Source organism: Microcoleus sp. Pol11C3, from assembly GCF_036701485.1.
Lineage (GTDB): Bacteria > Cyanobacteriota > Cyanobacteriia > Cyanobacteriales > Microcoleaceae > Microcoleus.
The window spans coordinates 1-18,427 of the sequence record NZ_JAUBQW010000130.1; the positions used below are offsets into that span (position 1 = coordinate 1).

16 protein-coding genes are annotated in these 18,427 nt (G+C 45.2%); 11 read left to right on the plus strand and 5 right to left on the minus strand.

Features of this window, described 5'->3' with window-relative positions:
- The first annotated feature begins 133 nt into the window (after positions 1-133).
- The 4 genes from QUA40_RS22885 to QUA40_RS22900 all read left to right on the plus strand — a co-directional run bounded on the left by QUA40_RS22885 (position 134) and on the right by QUA40_RS22900 (position 4,348).
- Positions 134-1,018, plus strand: a complete 885-nt coding sequence (locus tag QUA40_RS22885) for an inositol monophosphatase family protein (protein ID WP_333130104.1) — start codon at positions 134-136, stop codon at positions 1,016-1,018.
- A 160-nt stretch (positions 1,019-1,178) separates the two neighbouring features.
- Positions 1,179-1,859 (plus strand): Crp/Fnr family transcriptional regulator, encoded by a 681-nt coding sequence (locus tag QUA40_RS22890; RefSeq protein WP_333130107.1) that lies wholly within the window; start codon positions 1,179-1,181, stop codon positions 1,857-1,859.
- Positions 1,856-3,781 (plus strand): M61 family metallopeptidase, encoded by a 1,926-nt coding sequence (locus tag QUA40_RS22895; protein ID WP_333130109.1) that lies wholly within the window; start codon positions 1,856-1,858, stop codon positions 3,779-3,781. The genes QUA40_RS22890 and QUA40_RS22895 overlap by 4 nt, the downstream gene beginning before the upstream one ends.
- A 93-nt stretch (positions 3,782-3,874) precedes the next feature.
- Positions 3,875-4,348: a TerB family tellurite resistance protein gene (locus QUA40_RS22900; RefSeq protein ID WP_333097562.1), complete on the plus strand. Its 474-nt coding sequence runs from the start codon at positions 3,875-3,877 to the stop codon at positions 4,346-4,348.
- Between the two features lie 529 nt (positions 4,349-4,877).
- Here the strand turns inward: QUA40_RS22900 and QUA40_RS22905 are convergent.
- Together QUA40_RS22905 and QUA40_RS22910 are read right to left on the minus strand one after the other, a co-directional pair.
- Entirely contained in the window at positions 4,878-5,408 is a 531-nt protein-coding gene (locus QUA40_RS22905) for a peptidoglycan-binding protein (RefSeq protein ID WP_333130111.1), read from the minus strand.
- 299 nt (positions 5,409-5,707) lie between these two features.
- Positions 5,708-7,360, minus strand: coding sequence for an NAD(P)H-hydrate dehydratase (locus QUA40_RS22910; RefSeq protein WP_333130113.1), 1,653 nt, complete (start codon positions 7,358-7,360; stop codon positions 5,708-5,710).
- A 123-nt stretch (positions 7,361-7,483) separates the two neighbouring features.
- Between QUA40_RS22910 and mnmA the strand changes: the two genes are divergently transcribed.
- The gene (mnmA, locus tag QUA40_RS22915; RefSeq protein WP_333130115.1) at positions 7,484-8,575 is read left to right on the plus strand and encodes a tRNA 2-thiouridine(34) synthase MnmA; all 1,092 of its coding nucleotides are present in this window, start codon (positions 7,484-7,486) and stop codon (positions 8,573-8,575) included.
- 195 nt (positions 8,576-8,770) lie between these two features.
- On the opposite strand, the gene QUA40_RS22920 is transcribed toward mnmA, so the two are convergent.
- Positions 8,771-9,355 (minus strand): hypothetical protein, encoded by a 585-nt coding sequence (locus tag QUA40_RS22920; RefSeq protein WP_333130117.1) that lies wholly within the window; start codon positions 9,353-9,355, stop codon positions 8,771-8,773.
- Between the two features lie 534 nt (positions 9,356-9,889).
- On the opposite strand from QUA40_RS22920, the gene QUA40_RS22925 reads away from it, so the two are divergent.
- The 6 genes from QUA40_RS22925 (at position 9,890) to QUA40_RS22950 (ending at position 17,246) form a co-directional block, all read left to right on the plus strand.
- Complete coding sequence (locus QUA40_RS22925; protein ID WP_333130118.1) at positions 9,890-11,863, plus strand: SpoIIE family protein phosphatase; 1,974 nt, start codon at positions 9,890-9,892, stop codon at positions 11,861-11,863.
- Between the two features lie 41 nt (positions 11,864-11,904).
- Complete coding sequence (locus tag QUA40_RS22930; RefSeq protein ID WP_445301184.1) at positions 11,905-12,519, plus strand: DUF6272 family protein; 615 nt, start codon at positions 11,905-11,907, stop codon at positions 12,517-12,519.
- A 46-nt stretch (positions 12,520-12,565) separates the two neighbouring features.
- Positions 12,566-12,910, plus strand: coding sequence for a slr1659 superfamily regulator (locus QUA40_RS22935; RefSeq protein ID WP_333130120.1), 345 nt, complete (start codon positions 12,566-12,568; stop codon positions 12,908-12,910).
- A gap of 70 nt (positions 12,911-12,980) precedes the next feature.
- The gene (locus QUA40_RS22940; protein ID WP_333130122.1) at positions 12,981-14,456 is read left to right on the plus strand and encodes an adenylate/guanylate cyclase domain-containing protein; all 1,476 of its coding nucleotides are present in this window, start codon (positions 12,981-12,983) and stop codon (positions 14,454-14,456) included.
- Positions 14,457-14,779: 323 nt separating this feature from the next.
- Positions 14,780-16,429 carry an ABC transporter substrate-binding protein gene (locus tag QUA40_RS22945; protein ID WP_333130124.1) on the plus strand — a complete coding sequence of 550 codons (1,650 nt, stop codon included), beginning with the start codon at positions 14,780-14,782 and terminating at the stop codon, positions 16,427-16,429.
- A gap of 160 nt (positions 16,430-16,589) precedes the next feature.
- Positions 16,590-17,246, plus strand: a complete 657-nt coding sequence (locus QUA40_RS22950) for a pentapeptide repeat-containing protein (protein WP_333130126.1) — start codon at positions 16,590-16,592, stop codon at positions 17,244-17,246.
- Between the two features lie 191 nt (positions 17,247-17,437).
- Here QUA40_RS22950 and QUA40_RS22955 read toward each other — a convergent pair whose 3' ends face one another.
- Both QUA40_RS22955 and QUA40_RS22960 read right to left on the minus strand, forming a co-directional pair.
- The gene (locus tag QUA40_RS22955) at positions 17,438-17,818 is read right to left on the minus strand and encodes a cupin domain-containing protein (RefSeq protein ID WP_445301185.1); all 381 of its coding nucleotides are present in this window, start codon (positions 17,816-17,818) and stop codon (positions 17,438-17,440) included.
- 149 nt (positions 17,819-17,967) lie between these two features.
- Positions 17,968-18,213: a hypothetical protein gene (locus QUA40_RS22960; RefSeq protein WP_333130128.1), complete on the minus strand. Its 246-nt coding sequence runs from the start codon at positions 18,211-18,213 to the stop codon at positions 17,968-17,970.
- Between the last annotated feature and the right edge of the window lie 214 nt (positions 18,214-18,427).

Consider the following 18,427-nt stretch of genomic DNA (forward strand, 5'->3'; position numbering starts at 1 on the left):
TGAGTTTCACACGTTTGAGCTTGTTAAGAAAGTCCCTCTTGACTTTCTATCGCTCTTCTTAACTTGTCACCAATGGTAGGAGTCAAAAACAGTGACAAGGGTTGATCGATCGATTTAAAGGACTTAAGCTTTTATGCTGAAGTTAGCTGAAGCATTTATTTTTAACCTCATGTATATTTCTCCAGAACAAGACCAAAAAATTCGTCACACCTTGCGCGAGTGCGGTCAACAAGCTTACAAGCTCGCAGCCGAACCTTTTGAAGTTTCCGAGAAAGGGCCCAACGACTACGTGACAAGTATAGATCAATACCTAGACCGACAACTATCGGCAGCATTTAGCGCTTTGTTTCCTGAAGACGGCACGATTACCGAGGAAAATGTCGCCTCTACAGCAGCTTATCGGGCAAATTACCAGCGCCTCTGGTGCATCGATCCGCTGGACGGGACGGAGGGATTTATTCAGGGAAAACAGCACTACGCTTCGATGATAGGGCTGCTGCGGGAGGGGGAACCGGTCGCCGGTTGGATCTACGCGCCGGCTTTTGACCAAATGTATTTCGGCGGCAAAGATTGGGGATTATTCCAAACTACAGGAGCCCAAGCGCCGCAGCCGATGGCACTTTGCAAACCTCCGGCTCCAACAGCGGAAAAGTGTAAAATTATTCTCGGCGACACAGACCAGAAAAACTACGCCCGGGCGATCGCCCAAAGCATCCCGGGAGCGGAATTTTACTCGCTGGGTAGCTTTGGCTTAAAAGTTATGGAAATCCTAGAAGGTCGGGCCGGTTTGTATCTGTATTTCAACGGCAGAGTTAAAGTGTGGGATACTGTCGGCCCTGTGGCTCTAGCTCTAGCAGGCGGATTAATTTGTTGCGACTTGCAAGGTCAAGCGCTGAGGTGGACTCCAGACGCGATCGAGCCGGAGACTCTAGCCCATACTCAGTCAATCGCGATCGGCTGGCCGGAATACATAGAACCTCTGTTGGGTAAAGTTCAACAGGCAGTGGCAGGCTTGTAAACCCGTTTAAGATTAAAGAATCTGCCAATTTTACGTGAAGCGGGCCTCTGCACCCTTATCATCAATTAAAGGAGCAACGGATTGTTTGTGTTCCCAAACATCGATCGTTCCCTAGCTGTTGGGTGTCGCCTAATCATATTTCCCACCTCCGCGAGTTTGCATGAAGACAGAAGCTTTCAGTGAGCTATTTCCTCTATTTAAGGGTGCTAACCCAGAAACCTTGGGAGGGCTGCTATCAAATGCCGTCAAGCATGAGTATCCCCCGGGCCGAGCTGTGGTGATGGAGGATTCTTGGGGCAACGCGATTTACTTTGTCGTGTCTGGCTGGGTAAAAGTTCGCCGCTTGTCAAACGATCGAGCTGTATCAATGGCTATTTTAGGACGGGGTGCGTTCTTCGGCGAAATGGCAATTCTTGACGAATCTCCCCGATCAAATGATGTACTTGCTCTATCGTCAGTGCGGCTGCTCAGCGTCACAGCTCAGCGATTTATCCAAACCCTGTTTAAAGACCCGCAATTGCACCACCGGATGCTGCAACTGATGGTGCGGCGGCTCCGCCAAACTAATCTCCGCTATCAACTCCGAAACCGCCAGCCAGCGGTTAAACTAGCAAATACTTTAGTCGAGCTGGGAGAAAACTACGGTCAGAAAACTGCTGAGGGCAAAGATATCTTCAATATCCCCTATGAAGACTTAGCTGATGTGACAGATATCACCTTAGATGAAACCAGCAAAATTATGGAAAAACTCGATAGTAAAGGTTGGATTAAAATCGATCCCGACCACCAAACTATCCATTTGATCAACCTCAAGCACTTGATTAATTTGGCAAGTCAATGACTGATGTTACTTCTTTGGATACCTCGTCGGCTGCCGGCAACCGTCAAGGCCAACTAACAGCACCGACAATTCAATATTCGGTGGCGATGCCCAATCCTGAATCCCACCTGTTTGAAGTGACTTTGCGCGTGGAAGGTTGGTCGGAGCCGGTTCTGGATTTAAAAATGCCTGTCTGGACTCCCGGTTCTTACTTGGTTCGAGAGTACGCCCGCCACCTGCAAGATTTTAGCTGCCAGGCGGGCGATTCCCTGCGGGATAGCTACGCCGCGCGTGCTTTACCTTGGCGAAAGAAAAGCAAAAATCACTGGCAAATCGAGACCGATTCGGTGTCAGATATCACGGTTCGCTACCGCATTTTTGCCAACGAACTGACAGTGCGAACCAATCATTTAGACTCGACCCACGGTTATTTCAATCCAGCGGCTTTGTGCTTTTTCTTGCCCGGTTTTGAGCGCAACTGCTACACCGTGACAGTTGTGCCGCCTCAGCCGGAATGGCGCACCGTTACTACTTTGCCGCCTGTTTCTGGCCAAAATCTTACTTTCGCTGCTGCGGATTTTGACACTCTCGTAGACAGTCCTTTTGAGATTGGCTATCACGAAGTGTACGAGTTTGAAGTGATGGGAAAACCCCACCAGGTAGTTGTTTGGGGAAAAGGCAATTTAGAACCCGAGCGGGCGATTCGAGACATCCAAAAAGTTATCGAAGTCGAGGCAAAAATGTTCGGCGGTTTGCCTTACGAACGCTATGTGTTTTTCCTGCATTTGTCCGGCTCGGGTTTTGGTGGTTTGGAACACAAGGAGAGCTGCACTCTCAACTATCCGCGTTTTGGTTTTCGGGCTAAGGAAAAGTACGAACGCTTTATTCAGTTGGTAGCTCACGAGTTTTTTCACCTGTGGAATGTCAAGCGCATTCGACCGAAAGCTCTCGAAGTATTTGACTACGAAAAAGAGAATTACACTCCTTCTTTATGGTTCTCTGAAGGCACTACCAGTTATTACGATTTGGTGATTCCTTTTCGAGCTGGTCTCTACAGCGTGAAAGGTTTTTTCCAAGGTATGGCTAAGGAAATTACTCGCTTGCAGACGACTCCGGGGCGGAGCGTGCAGCCTCTGAGCGAGTCGAGCTGGGATGCTTGGATTAAACTTTATCGCCGGGATGCTAACAGCGATAATTCGCAGATTTCCTATTACTTGAAAGGGGAAGTTGTTTCGTTCTTGCTCGATTTGTTGATTCGAGCCAGACACGGCAACGATCGCTCGCTCGACGATGTGATGCGTTTGATGTGGCAGCAGTTTGGCAATGCTAATTCGGCGGAAAACGGCGATTTAGACCTGAAGTCGGGAACAGGCGGCAAATCGGCGCATTTAACCTCAAACGGACAGTTAAATTCTCCTTCGCTGCCAGCAGAAATAGGCTTTACTCCCGAAGAGTTGCAAAGTGCGATCGAGTCCGTCGCCGGCATCGATTTGAGCGACTTTTTTGCGCGCTATATAGACGGCACAGAAGAGTTGCCTTACAACAAATATCTCGAACCTTTTGGGCTGCAAATAGGGGTAGATGAAACTGACCGAACGCCTCGCATCGGTTGGACGTTGGGAGCCGAAAACGGGCGGGAAATGGTTAAATTTGTCGAAATAGGCTCTCCGGCACAATTGGCGGGAATTGACGCTGGAGACGAGTTGCTGGCGATCGAAGGTTTTCGGGTAAATTCAGAACAAGCGGGCGAGAGGCTTAAAGATTATCAGCCGGGGGACACAATAGAGGTGACAGTTTTTCACCAAGACGAACTGCGGACTCGTCGTGTGACTCTCGCGCCGCCCCGCCCTGGCCGCTACTCGATCGTGCCGGTGGAACAGCCCACCGCTATTCAGAAACAAAACTTTACTGGATGGCTGGGAGTTCCTCTATCAAAATTGTGACATAAATAAAAGGGAACGGGAAACAAAAGACAAGAAGGAATCAGGATCAATTCCCAATTCCCAATTCGCAATTACCAATTACCAATTTTGATTATGCAAACCCCACCTCCTCCATCAATTACGCCCCGCCAGATGAATCTGCTGAGGATTGTTACTTCTATGGCCTGGGCTGACGGCGAACTCGCCACAGAAGAAGTTAATTTAATGCTCGATCGCTTTTGTCGTTTGTTTGCCCCAGATACCGACGGACAACAAATGCAACAAGAACTGCGGGATTACATCATGCAAAATATCCCCCTTGACGAGTTGATCGGTCAACTAGAAACTCAAGATGAAAAGGAATTAGTCTTGCAACTCGGCTATGAAGTGATTTCTTCTAGTTCTCGCACTCCCGATGAACCCAAAATTAACGCTGAAGAAGCCGCAGCTTATCAAAAATTAGTGCAGTTGCTGAATCTTTCAGAGGATGTGGTCAAGCGTATTGAAGCTGAATCATCGGCTGCAGATACTTCAGAGGGAATTATAGAGAAGATGGCTCACAAATTAGAAAAGTTCATCAAAGGCTAGTTCGGGACTTGCGCGCGCTTGGCTTAAAAACCCGGTTGATTCCTAGATTTCTCGTTACTCAACCTGGAAATTTTCGTATAAACCGGGAATAAGCCCCCCATGCCTAAGTCTTGTTAGGTAAGTATCGGAATAATAATAATTTTCTGAGTGCAACTATTTACAACTAAATCAGAAGGGAAATAAACCCGATTGTGACCAAAAATTTCTTGATGGTACAAGCCCCCTAATTTCTCCGTCGAATCAATCCAAAATCTAAAATCCTCAAGCCCCCTAATTTATGCGTGGGGTCAATACAAAATCTAAAATTTAAAATCTTAAATCGAATGACTCCCAATTTTCTAGGATATACTAACAAAAAAACATAGCATATTTAAGAATATTTTTAATCGCCGGGAACGGTAACAGAATTGCCGCCCCTTCGCGCGCGCTGCCTTCCCCTTAAGGAAAATTAGGGATTTTTGCTTTGCCTAAATCCCTAATTTATCTACGGATTTTGGGCGATATCACTGAAAGTGAATCCAACCCGTCATTAGTGCGGCAACTTGCTGAGGGCGTGCCAAGTTCTGTAGCCGACAATTCCATCTTGCGGTAAAGCCATACTAATTTGCAATTGTCGCACTGCTACATCTGTCATCGTCCCGAAGGATCCGTCAATGAAGCCAAAATAGTATCCATTGATTTTCAAGACATTCTGAACAATTTTAACAGCATTACCAGAACTGCCCTTCATGACGATCGGCATATTCACAGGTGCACCAGAGTATAGTGCTTCCCAAGTGATAGGGCCGACAATCCCATCTTCTTTTAAAAAGACGCGGTGTTGATAGCCTTTGACGGCGTTTTCAACTTGGACGCCGAAAATACCGTCAATCGGCCCGAAATAATATGCCCAATGATATAGAAGCTGTTGTAGTTCCTTGACAGCTTGACCTGTTGAACCCATTTGTAAAGTGGGTTTGTTTACTCCAGTGGTTGCAGCAAATGCAAGAGTTGATTGAGCAGTAGTATCGGCGACGAGAGCCATAGTTTCATTGTTCAAGCTTCTTTCTTCGGTGTACATAATGTGGTTCCTCTCAATATTTAAGCTTTGGTGTTTGATATTTCAGGTATAACTGGTGGAATTTGTGGATGCACAGTCACTTTTTCGAGTGTCACTTATGTGAGTGTCACTCGTTTGAGTTACCCGTTGGTTTGTCGTAAGGAATGCAAGTTGTAATATTTTTATGAGGACTTCCGTTGTCAATACAAACCAAGGGGTAAGGTGCGGGGTGCACACCCTACAAAATGCCAAGGTGCGCGGTGCCCACCTACCAAATACAAAGATGCTGGGTACGCGCCCTACCAACTCATGTTGATTGTTTACTCAGCAAATTCTCGCAATGTTGGGATTAAATACTGTGTCAAAGTAAAGGCATCTACTCCTAATTCCGTCCGTTCTTTGGCAGCCATGATTCCGGCTTGAGCGTGCCACCAAGCTGCTGTGGCAGCAACTGATTGGGGGGGGGATTTGCGGGCGATCGCACTTGCTAATAGTCCCCCTAACAAGCCTGTGAGAACGTCGCCACTGCCGCCTCTGGCGAGGGCTGGGGTGCTTTCGGGATTGAGGTAGGTGAGGGTAGGTGAAGCGTAGCTATCCCGTAGGGAATCGCCCTCCTCCTTCCAACTTATGCAAACTCTGGCTCCTTTGAGCAATACCGTTGCACCACAAAGCTGAGCTGCTGCTTGAGTTGCGGCAATTCGATCGTCGCCGGTTTCGTCGGCTAATTCGGGAAATAAACGCTTGAATTCGCCCGGGTGAGGCGTGATAATTGTCAGTGCACAGCGTTCGGACAAAATCGGGACTGTGCCGAGTTGAGCGAGGATATTTAAACCGTCAGCATCTAACATCAGAGGTCGATCGCTCTCCAGTACAGATTCTACAGCTATTGCCGCTTCCAATGTCAGACCTGGCCCTGCGGCGATCGCATCATAGACGCTCAAATCAATTGCTACTGGCAACTCGCTAATTGCACCGCTTTGGGTTTCTGGACATCCTATAACTAATGCCTCTGGCAACTGACTGCTCAACATCGGTTTTATCGACTCAGGAACAGCGATTGACAGCATTCCCACGCCGCTAGCTCTTGCTCCCAATGCAGACAAAATTGCGGCTCCGCTGTAGCGGCGGGAACCTGCAATAATTAGTAAATGACCGTTGGTGTATTTGTGCGAAATTGGCGATCGGGGTAAGGGCAAATGCTGAGTTGCCCATGCTTTTGTAATGCGTTGTATAGCTGGCATTTCACCCAATATTGCTGCAATATCTGGTGCGGGAATATCAAAATCAATTAATTCTGAACTGCCGATATATTCTAACGCTCTGTCTTGCAGAAATGCCATTTTCCACAAACCCAAACATAATGTATGTTTGGCACGAATTGCCGTACCCAAAACTTCTCCTGTATCTGTATGAATTCCCGATGGAATGTCTATACTTAAAATGGGTATATTTAAATTATTTATTTCGTCAATCGTGGCGGCAGTGGCGTTAATAATTTCTCGTTCTAATCCAAATCCAAATAAACCATCTACGAGCAAATGGCAGTTTTTTAGCTGTTCAATTTTCTCCACAAATGGAATCTTTAAATAACGCGCATAATCAGCGTGAGTTTTAGTTAGTTCTTTGAGTTTAGAAAACGGGCAGTAAATAACTACTTGGAAGCCTTGAAATTGCAATTCGCGGGCAACAACCAAAGCATCGCCACCGTTGTGTCCCGGCCCAACCAATACGCCGATAACTGGCAATTGAGAATTAACAAGATTTTTCCCTTCTTCCGTTTTCCTTCTATCCGTTAAATCCCGGACACTGCTATTTGCTGAACTTCCTTCCACCTTCAAAAGCTGCTGAATGCGTCTAGCAATCAGTCCCGCGACTTTTTCCATTAAAGCTGCGACTGGCATTCCAGCAGCAAAGATTCTCGTTTCTATTTGCCGCATTTGGTCGGCGGTAACAACAAATTTTTGAATAGTCATTTCGATTACAGTGGTGGTAAGCTTTCAGCTAACAGCAGCAGTGGCCGTTTGTAGTATTTTAGTGCTACAATAAATTAGCTCGATCGAACAAAGTAACAGTAAAATAGCAATTTCTCTCCAACCATGAACAAGATTGTTGTAGGCCTCTCCGGCGGGGTCGATAGTTCCGCAGCAGCCGCAATTTTACACCATCAGGGATATGAAGTGGTGGGTTTAACGCTGTGGTTGATGAAGGGCAAAGGTCAGTGCTGCTCTGAGGGAATGGTCGATGCAGCTAAAATTTGCGAAGATTTGGGCGTTCCCCACCACATTGTTGACAGCCGCGAGGTCTTTCAGGCAAGTATTGTCGATTATTTGGTGGAGGGTTACAGTGCAGGAGTTACGCCTTTGCCTTGTTCGCAGTGCAATAAAACTGTGAAGTTCGGGCCAATGCTTAAGTATGCTCGCGAAGAACTCGGAATTGAAAAAATCGCTACAGGCCACTACGCTAGGATTACTTACGATGCTGCTACTGGTCGCTATCAGTTGCTGCGGGCGATCGACCCTGCGAAAGATCAGTCTTATTTCTTGTATGATTTAACACAGGATTTGTTGGCGGGTACGGAGTTTCCTTTGGGGGAAATTACCAAGACAGAAACTCGCAGAATTGCGGCGGAATTTGGCTTGACAACTGCTGATAAGCCGGAAAGTCAGGATTTGTGCTTGGTGGAAAGTAACGGTTCGATGCGGGCTTTTCTGGATAAGTACATTGCGCCGCAAAAGGGTGACATTGTGGACAAGTCAGGGCGAGTGCTCGGACAGCATGACGGCGTGCACCACTACACCATCGGCCAGCGGAAGGGACTTGGGATTGCGGCAGCGGAACCGCTGTACGTGATTGAACTTGATGCTGCTGGCAATCGGGTAATTGTGGGCGATCGACAGTTGGCAGTAGAATCTGAATGTACAGTCCAAAAAGTGAATTGGGTTTCTGTGGCGGAGCCGATGGCTCCGATTCGGGCTCAGGTACAGATTCGATATCGATCGCAACCCGTCCCGGCTACAATTATTCCTGTAGAATCCTCCCAAGCAGAGGAAAAAGTCGGCGGTACAAGAGTTAAGTTGATTTTTGACGAACCCCAGTTGAGCATTACCCCCGGACAAGCGGCTGTTTGGTATGACGGAGACGTGCTATTGGGCGGCGGCATCATCGAAAGAAACCAACTCCCAAATTAAAGCAAGGGGCGGGCTAGGAGCAACGGCCCACAAGAAACCACCCACAAAAAAACTCACTCTTTGTGGAACAGGCATCTTGCCTGTTCCCAGAAGCTCACCCCACAAGAAACCACCCACAAAAAAATTCACTCTTTGTGGAACAGGCATCTTGCCTGTTCCAAAAGGAAACTTATATTTCATTTCACAGGGGTACATTTACCTAGCTAACTTTTTTTCCAAACGCAAGATATTTCCCCTAGCATTAGTACGGTAAACCCAAGTTTGCCTACCATCAGAAACCACAACCCGCCAACCTTCGACAATCATTTGACCGCAAATTTCATCCGCTTTCGAGAGTCCTAAACAAGTATTCGGCCAACTTTGTCCGCTCGATTCAGTTACTTTCAATTTGTCAGCAGCAATGCCAGTGGAGTCCGACAACTCTCGGCGAACTGCTGCTGCTACGGTTTCGGGTAATTTGTTTGGGGGATTTTGGCGCGTAGCCTCGGCCAAATTGCCCGGTTCGGAAATTAGAGTATTAAGTGCCAATACCGAATAGCTGATTTTTTGGGGCATCGCTGCTGAGGAAAATTGCTGCGCGGTTTGCTGCTGTTGCTTTTCCAACGGGGCAAGGGAATCTTTGAGAGCGCCCGCCTTAGCCGCAGCGGTGTGTCTTAGCGCCGGATACATTTCCCATACTAGAATTCCTGTCAGCACCAAAGCCAAGATTACAGGGTTGGGCTGCTTTTGGTCTCGGGTTTTATTCTTTTGAAATTTATTTTTGGAGATTCTTTCCATCATACGCCCTCTGCCTCACTTTACACAATGCGCGATCGCTCCTGAACACTCAACTGCAGATACTTATTTAGACACTATTGCTGGTGCCATTGGTTCCTTTGTGAAGAACCGACTTGACTGCTGGTTGCTGGTGCGGCGCAAGTATTTCCTACTCGCTGCCGGCAGTTGTGCTTCAGGAAACTTGCACTACCCAGTTATTACTTAATTTTTACTTTTTGTCTCAGGGTATTAAGAAAAATTTATGCTTAAGTAAATATTCTTAAAAGCCTCTAATCCTGCCCCCCAATTCCAGTACAAATTACTATTCTTTGTTCCAAAACTGCTCAACGTGTTTTAGACTGTGGGAAGCGAGCTGAGCCAAGGATATCACAGGGATGCCACAAAATTTGTTGCAACAGGACGAAAACGCCTTAGAAATTAAATCAGCTATCGCTGATTAATTGTATTCGCATTGTGGTTTTCTAGAGCGATCTTCCCCGAAACTAAAAAAGTAGGCTCGCTACTTTTTTAGTACAATATTGTTGAAATCTATAGATTATGAACATAAAATCTTTGGGAATCCATTTAATGAATCGGCTGAGCTATCCTCAAAAATTTACCTTAATCGGTTTTCTATTTGCAATACCGTTAACCTTGGTCATGTACCTGCTGATTTCCGAAATTAACAGCAGGGTTGATTTTTCCCAAAAAGAAATCTACGGTAATCAATACCTGCGCCCACTGCGCCAGTTGAGGGAATACATACCGAAACTTCAACTCTTAAATTATCAGCCTTTAAATACAAATTTAAGCCTACCAGATACGAGAGCAGATTTAGAAGCTAAGATGGATGCGAACTTTCAATCCCTGGCTAATACAGATCGCCAGCTTGGAAACATATTAATGTCCAGTGAAAAATTTAATAAAATTTATAAAGATTGGCAATACTTCAAACTTCGCCGCAGCCAGTGGAGCGTAGCAACTTACGATTTTGTATATCAACGTTTAGCTGCCGACATTAATAGACTAAGCGCTCGCGTCGGCAATACTTCCAATTTAATTTCCGACCCAGATTTGGATACCTATTATTTGATGAATGCTACTTTGCTGAAGCTTCCAGAGATGCAAAAAATCTTGTCAGAGATTAGGCTCATTTCTCAAAAAATTAGCCTGCGTTCAGATGCCACACCAGAGGAAAGAGCGCAATTAATTACTTTGTCGAGCAAATTGAGAGAAATTAATGAGGATTTGGCAATTAATATGGAGGTAGCTTTTAGCAATAATCATCACGGCGAGCTGCGAGGGAAATTAACACAGGATTTAAATTTTTTTAACTGGATGGTTGAGCAGCTAACCAAGCAACTCGATCAAACGATATATGAAACTGTAGGAATAAAATCTTATGACTATATCAATGGCAGTAATTGGGCCTTGAATTCAAGCTTTAAACTTTGGGATAAAACTGTCAATGAGTTAGACTATTTGCTACAATACAGAATTGACATTTTTGTTAATAGGAGACGAGGAATTAGTCTTTTAGTATTAATAATATTAGCCCTTGTTATTTATCTATTTTTCTCTTTTTACATGACCGTTATGCAAACTGTATTTGTCCTTGAAGAATCTGCCAAAAAGATGGCCAGCGGCAATTTTGCCCACAAAATTATTTTGGATAACAGAGATGAACTAGGGCAAGTTGTGGGTGCTTTCAACAAAATTGCTGATGCCTTAGTGGGTGCAAATCAAGAAATTACTGTTCTCAACGATCGCCTAAAAGCTGAAAATATGCGAATGAGCGCCGAACTAGACGTTACTCGCAAAATTCAGCAGATGCTGCTGCCAAAAGAGCGAGAACTCAATGAAGTTGTGGGCTTAGATATTGCTGGATTTATGGAAGCTGCTGAGGAAGTAGGCGGCGACTATTACGATGTACTCCAGCACAAAGGTAGAGTGAAAATTGGCATTGGCGATGTGACGGGACACGGATTGGAGAGCGGCGTTTTAATGATTATGGTTCAAACGGCAGTCCGAACTTTGCTCGCCTACAATGAACCTGATCCGGTTAAGTTTTTAAGCGCTATTAACAGTGTAATTTACGATAATGTGCAGCGCATGAGCTGCGATAAAAACGCCACCCTTGCTTTGCTAGACTATCAGCAGGGAATGCTGAAATTGAGCGGTCAGCACGAAGAAATGATTGTTGTGCGGTGTAACGGTTGTGTAGAGCGGTTTGATACGATCGATTTGGGTTTCCCGATCGGGCTGGATGCAGATATTGCTGAATTTGTTGCTGAAAAAAGTGTGCAGTTGTATTCAGGGGATGTGGTTGTGCTGTACACTGACGGGATTACGGAAGCGGAAAATATGGATAAAGTGCTTTATGGTTTAGATAGGTTAATTGAGGTAATAGAGGTTAATTGGCAGCGTTCGGCTGCCGAAATCAGGCACGCTGTAATTAAGGACGTGCGATCGCACATCGGCGAACAAAAAGTTTTTGATGACATCACCTTGCTGGTACTCAAACAAAAATAACTACTTGGATATCTCTTCTAAAGTTTAAAATATATTCAGTGATGCCCCTCATCTCAAACTTTAGCTCTCACATAGATATGACTCAGACTTTCGGCGATTTCATTGAGCAGCCTGCTACCCAAGAATACTTAATAATTGGATTTTCTCCGAGTTCGGTTCCTCTCAAGCAGCGGTGGCGGAACAACGGTTTGTCGGCGGATTTTCTGGCTGACTACCTGACGACATTTTTTCCGGGCAACCAAGATGATCCCGCGACAATTGAAAGACAAGCTGAAATAAAAAGCGCTGTTAGCTACATTGCCAACGAGTTATTAGAAAATGCCATGAAGTTTAATGATGAAACCTCGGACTACCCGATCGATATTAAACTGCAATTAGAGAGCGACGGAGTGATTTTCTCAGTTGCTAACAGCATCTCTCCGCAAGCTGTGGACAAGTTTCAGGCTTATATTCAGCAGTTGCTGGCCTCGGAGCCAAGCGAACTTTACATTCAGCGCCTGGAAAAAAATGCTGCGGACGAAAGCTGTACCAATTCAGGATTGGGTTTGTTGACCATGCTCACCGATTATACCGCCAAACTTGGCTGGAAATTCCAGACCGTTCACAAAGACCCAGAAGTAATTGCGGTGACAACTATGGTGCAATTAACAGTATAAGCAACGCTGGCGATCAATAATATCTAAGGGACTTTTTTTGGTGGCTATGGAAATTAATACACAAGATTACCAGATCTGTTACGATCCAGCAACGGCAACCGTGAGTTTTATTGGATCTCTAAGGCTGAGCGGGCCTGCAGAGTACACGCCGATAGCGCAGTTGCTGACGAAGGTTGCCGACGTGGAACCGACGAAAATTACCCTCAATTTGCAGCAGTTAGAATTTTTGAACAGTTCTGGCATCAATATGCTATCAAAGTTTATTATCGATATCCGCAAAACAGCCAGGGTGGAAATCGCGGTGCAAGGCTCTCAAAGCATAGCTTGGCAAGGTAAATCTTTGAAGAATTTCCAGCGCCTGATGCCGGCTTTACAGTTGGAATTTGTATAGAAACACGATTACTTTTAGGGTGCGAGCTGTTAAGCAATTTTTTGTTAGTCGAGGCGCAAATTCTCGAGTTATGCTAGAAGAACAACCATCTAGAGAACAGCTACTTTTAGAGATAGAAAGATTGCGCCAGCAAGTGGAAGACTTGAAGGAGGAAAAAGCGGATCTGGAAATCTTGCTGGAAACTACTGCTGAACATTCCGATACGGTTGAAACTGAGTTGCGATCTCGCGCATTCGAGGCGGTGCGCGAAGGTGAAATCAAGCTGGCTCAATTTCTCGAAGCGATTCCCATAGGTGTACTCGTGCTGGATTCTCAAGGCAGACCTTACTACGTAAATCACGCCGGACAGCAGTTACTCGGTCAAGGAGTTTTGTCCTTAAATTCAGTTGAGGATGTGTCAGAAAGTTATCAAATTTATATTGCAGGAACTGAGACTATTTACCCTTTCGATAATTTGCCTATCGTCCGAGCTTTGAGGGGCGAAAACGCGACGGCTGAGGATCTGGAAATTCATCAACCCCACAAGAAAGTTCCCCTTGAAATTTGGGGAACACCAATTTTTGACGAGGCTGGCCAAGTTGCTTTTGCGATCGCAGTTTTTCAAGATATCACGGAACGCAAAGAAGCTGAAGTCGATCGCCATTTATTTATTAAGAAACTATTTGACCTTAATCAAAATTTAGAAAAATCCCTGGATGCCGAATCAGATTTAACTGATGCCTACGGTAGATTTGTGCCTCACCAATTTCTAAATTTGTTGGGATATGAAAGTATTATAGATGTCCATTTAGGCGACCAAGTCCAGCAGGAAATGTCGGTGCTATTTTCGGATATTCGCGATTTTACAACGCTTTCAGAAACTATGACTCCCCAAGAAAATTTTAAATTTATCAATGCTTATCTTTCGCGGATGGAGCCTGCCATTACTAGCACTAACGGGTTTATTGACAAGTACATAGGCGATGCAATTATGGCTTTGTTCAGTGACTTTGCGGATGATGCAGTGAAAGCGGGTATTGCAATGCTAAATATCCTGAAAACTTACAACGAAGACCGTCAAGGTGTCGGCTACGTCCCGATTCAAATTGGCATTGGCATCAATTCGGGTTCTTTAATGCTGGGGACAGTCGGGGGTCAAAGCCGAATGGACAGCACTGTGATTAGCGATGCTGTTAATTTAGCATCTCGCATTGAAGGATTGACCAAAGATTACGGCGTACCTCTGTTAATTTCTCAGCAGACTTTGGAACTGTTGCGAAATCCGAACGATTATGCTATTAGGATTGTGGATAAAGTACAGGTAAAAGGAAAATCTCAATATGTCGTAGTCTATGAGGTATTTGATGCAGATCCGCCGGAAATTCTGTCGGCAAAGCTAGCAAATTTGCCTCTATATAATGAAGCTATGTTACTGTGCGAGCGCAAGGACTTCCGAGAAGCGGGAAAATTATTTGAAGAGTGCTTGCGGACAAATCCCAGCGATCAGGTAGCTCGCATTTACCTGAAACGCTGTCGGGATTGGCGATCGCTCCTCAAAGGAATTTAAAGCAATTCCTTAGTCAACATCTCGGACTGTTTTTGATTAGCAACCCTAGAATGGCGGTTTGAATGCGCTCAGTATCAGGGCAACCCTTGCCGAGGCATAGGATATGGGAAAACCAAGAGTTTCAGACTAGGAACTCAAAATGTAAGGGGAGGCGATCGCACTCGCGACCTCAGAAATCAATCCGGTTTCTGACTATATTGGTCGTTAATAAACTTAGGATGTTGGCGAAAAACCAAGTTTCTAGCCCATCCATGAGTAAACCCTGAAACTCTCCGGAGTGCTGTGATAATATAATGAGTAATTTAGAGTGTCAAAAAACGACGATGAGAATCAATAAGCAGCCGCCTAGAATATATATAAAACCTTCAGTCATTAAAGCTATAGCTTTGTTCTTTATGTGCTGCTTGTTAACTGCAAGTTGTGGACAGAGGACTAATCGATCGGTGAATGCGAGCGGCGAAAATGCTAATAACCGCGTTACTATTGGCACAACCTTGAAATTGCGGACGCTCGACCCTGCGGACGGTTACGAAACCTTATCAGGACAATTGCTGCGAAATTTGGGCGACACTCTCTACACCTACGAGTCGGGAACTACAAAGTTAATCCCCCACTTAGCGACAGCAATGCCAAAAGTTAGCCAAGACGGATTGACATATACAGTCCCCTTGCGTCAAGGAGTTATTTTTCACGACGACACACCGTTTAACGCCGCAGCAATGGAATTTTCCTTGCAGCGGTTTATCAAAAATGGTGGCAGTCCGGCTATGTTGTTGAGTGATGCAGTAGAATCGGTGAAAGCCACGGGCGAATACGAATTAACTTTTAAACTCAAAAAGCCTTTTTCTGCTTTTACTTCCCTGTTGACATTTTCCGGTATGTGTGCTGTTTCTCCGAAAGCTTACGAGATAGGACAGGGTAAATTTAAACCCGATACGTTTGTGGGAACTGGACGTTACAAGCTGGCGAAGTACGGCAGCGATTCTCTCAAGTTTGACTTGTTTGACAAGTATTGGGGGGAAAAGCCGGTTAATCAAGGAATTGATATTTTGCTGCTTTCTAGTTCCTCAAATTTGTTCAATACTTTTCAGACGGGTGCAGTCGATGTGGCTTATTTGTCTCTGGATGCAGACCAAGTTCAAAGCTTAGACGAGGGAGCAAAAAAAGGGAAATGGCAGGAAATCGCGGGGGAAAGCAGTACGGTTAATTACCTGACGCTGAATACCAAGTCTAAACCGCTGGACAAGTTAGAAGTCAGACAGGCCATCGCAGCAGTCATGGATCGCCCCCTGATTAATGAGCGCGTACTGCGGGGACAAGCACAACCTCTTTACAGTCTGATTCCCACAACCTTCGACGTTCAAAAACCTGTTTTTAAAGATCTGTACGGCGATGCCAACACGACAAAGGCTAAGGAACTTTTAACGAAAGCGGGATACTCAGCTAAAAATCCTTTCGTTCTGCCAATTTGGTATGCTTCATCTTCCACAAAACGAGCTTTAGTGGTGAGTATGATGGAGGCGCAAGCTAAACTCAAAATGGACGGGATAATGCAGGTAGAAATTAACAGCGTTGAATCTCCGACTTTGTTTCAAAACATAGAGAAGGGAATTTATCCTGCGGTTTTAGTAGATTGGTCGGCAGACTTTTTTGACGCTGACAATTACATCCAGCCGTTTTTAGATTGTGCCACGGGTTCCGAGGCTGAGGGCTGCTCCAAGGGTCAAAGTCAAGGTCAGGGTTCGTTTTATTATAGCGATCGGGTAAATCAACTGATCGACAAGGAGCGCAAAGAAACAAATCCTGAAACCCGCAAAGCTTTGTTTGCCGAAATTCAAGACATACTTGGTCAAGATGTACCTTTCATCCCTCTTTGGCAGGATAAGGACTATACATTTGCTCAGAACAGCATCTCCGGCGTCCGTCTCGAACCAACGCAATCTTTTCCTTTTTGGTTCCTGAAAAAGCAATAATTCTTTACAAGAGTTTCCGGGAGTTGAAACGTCAATAATTATTGCATATTTTGTACACAATAGGGTGATGATTGTCACAGTTTATCAAAGAGACTGATCACCCTAACCTCTTTAATAATGTGGGATATTATTAAAGAGAGATATTGCTGAGGGTGGGTATATGAAACTTGGGATTTTAACAACAGGGCTGCTAATTGTGATGGGTTGTGCCTCCGGAGTAAATGCAGAAAACGTATCACAAGTCAAGCAATTATTAGAAACTAAAAAATGTAGCCAATGTGACTTGACAGGAGCGCAGCTTGCTGATATTAATCTGAGCGGGGCAGATTTGAGCGGTGCGAACCTGAGCGGTGCAAATTTAAATGGTGCAAATTTGGACGACGCCAAACTGACCGAAGCAAATCTGAAACAAGCTAAATTGCAAGGTGCGAGTTTAATTGGGGCTAAAATGCACGGGGCTAATTTGGAGGGTGCTGATTTGAGCCGGGCTAATCTGAGTCTGGCGGGGTTAGTGATTGCCACTTTGAAAAATACCAACCTCACCAGCGCTAATTTAATCGGCGCTAATTTAGAAAGTGCCAATTTGGCGGGTGCGAACCTGAGAAATGCTCGCCAGTCTGTAGCGAATTTAGCTAATGTCAGCCTCAGAGGCGGAAGCTTGTCGGGAATGGACGTACAGGGAGTCAACTTGCGGGATGCAAATTTGACCAATGCAAATTTGAACGGTGCTAATTTGAACGGTTCGGACTTGACTGGTGCTAATTTAAAGAATGCCAATATGGCAAATGTAGATTTGAAAAACGCTTCTTTGCCGTAGGACGATCGCCACTTGGTATATCAAATTCTGGTGCTTAACAAGCTTAATATAATAAGGTAGGGGCAATTCTGAAATTGCCCCTATAGTTTTAATTGTAGGATTTATCTTGTTTTCGGTCGCTGCGTAGGTTATTGTTCGGTGTGCGAAGCTTTTCCCTGGCGTCTGCGATTACTTCCTATTGGGATCTAGGATCAATCTGACTCGTGAGCATCTTGGGCGAAGCGGATAATGTCATCATCGCCGAGGTATTCACCATTTTGGATTTCAATCATCACCAGGGGAATAACGCCTGGATTTTCTACCCGGTGAGCAGTATTCATGGGAACATAGGTTGACTGTTTCTGCATGAGAATCGTCTCTTTGTCGTCGCAGATAACTTTAGCGGTACCGGAGACGACAACCCAGTGCTCGCTGCGGTGATAGTGCATTTGGGTGCTGATGTGATGTCCCGGCTTGACTTCAATGCGATTGATCTTATAACGATCGCCCGCGTCTATGACTGTAACTTGACCCCAGTAGCGGGTTTGTGTGCGATCGTCAATTTTTTCGATTGTGTCCACTGTTTCCACCATGCTGTTTATCTCGCCAACGGTGTCTGTAAAAATATCTGTAGTTCAAAGTATAGCAGGGATGGGGTAAGTGCGTAAGTCCGTAAGTGCGATCGGCTTCTGCAACCTTCGCTAACGAGCTTATTCCTGAGTTTTTATCCCAGAATCCAGCTTCATGAGATTAATCGCCCTTCGCGAGCATCCACAAACTGAGACAAATGCCCCACATTTGTTGTCGCAATCACCACTTCATTCCCTGCATTTACTTCCAATATTGCTTGAGCCCCCAGAATCACATCCCCGTCAAGTGAATTAGGTTCGGCTGTTGGTCTTCCTCTCCTTCTCGAATCAGCCCACAACTGAGTCGCTAAAAGCATTACCTCTGTAGTCAAAGGACGGTATGTAAGTTGTAATTTCAATTGATCAAGTCGTTGAATACCTGGTGACTTACCTGCACGGATCAACTCGCGTCGCACTGGGTGCATCTCACTTTGGCAAATATAGCATTTATCGAAAAGATGAGGTATGATATAACTGACTTGAAAGGAGTGAAAAATGGCTCTTCAGAACTTGTGGTGATAAGTTTATCTAATCAAGTGCTAAAATGTTTAATGTTTTTGAGTGGTTAAATCT

Bases quoted from the DNA above. Each gene is read 5' to 3' on its own strand.
- QUA40_RS22945 (WP_333130124.1), top strand. From the start codon at position 14,780: ATGAGAATCAATAAGCAGCCGCCTAGAATATATATAAAACCTTCAGTC.
- QUA40_RS22920 (WP_333130117.1), bottom strand. From the start codon at position 9,355: ATGATGGAAAGAATCTCCAAAAATAAATTTCAAAAGAATAAAACCCGA.
- QUA40_RS22950 (WP_333130126.1), top strand. From the start codon at position 16,590: ATGAAACTTGGGATTTTAACAACAGGGCTGCTAATTGTGATGGGTTGT.
- QUA40_RS22940 (WP_333130122.1), top strand. From the start codon at position 12,981: ATGCTAGAAGAACAACCATCTAGAGAACAGCTACTTTTAGAGATAGAA.
- QUA40_RS22895 (WP_333130109.1), top strand. From the start codon at position 1,856: ATGACTGATGTTACTTCTTTGGATACCTCGTCGGCTGCCGGCAACCGT.
- QUA40_RS22935 (WP_333130120.1), top strand. From the start codon at position 12,566: ATGGAAATTAATACACAAGATTACCAGATCTGTTACGATCCAGCAACG.
- QUA40_RS22910 (WP_333130113.1), bottom strand. From the start codon at position 7,360: ATGACTATTCAAAAATTTGTTGTTACCGCCGACCAAATGCGGCAAATA.
- QUA40_RS22885 (WP_333130104.1), top strand. From the start codon at position 134: ATGCTGAAGTTAGCTGAAGCATTTATTTTTAACCTCATGTATATTTCT.
- QUA40_RS22930 (WP_445301184.1), top strand. From the start codon at position 11,905: ATGCCCCTCATCTCAAACTTTAGCTCTCACATAGATATGACTCAGACT.
- QUA40_RS22900 (WP_333097562.1), top strand. From the start codon at position 3,875: ATGCAAACCCCACCTCCTCCATCAATTACGCCCCGCCAGATGAATCTG.
- QUA40_RS22890 (WP_333130107.1), top strand. From the start codon at position 1,179: ATGAAGACAGAAGCTTTCAGTGAGCTATTTCCTCTATTTAAGGGTGCT.
- QUA40_RS22955 (WP_445301185.1), bottom strand. From the start codon at position 17,818: ATGGTGGAAACAGTGGACACAATCGAAAAAATTGACGATCGCACACAA.
- QUA40_RS22925 (WP_333130118.1), top strand. From the start codon at position 9,890: ATGAACATAAAATCTTTGGGAATCCATTTAATGAATCGGCTGAGCTAT.
- mnmA (WP_333130115.1), top strand. From the start codon at position 7,484: ATGAACAAGATTGTTGTAGGCCTCTCCGGCGGGGTCGATAGTTCCGCA.
- QUA40_RS22905 (WP_333130111.1), bottom strand. From the start codon at position 5,408: ATGTACACCGAAGAAAGAAGCTTGAACAATGAAACTATGGCTCTCGTC.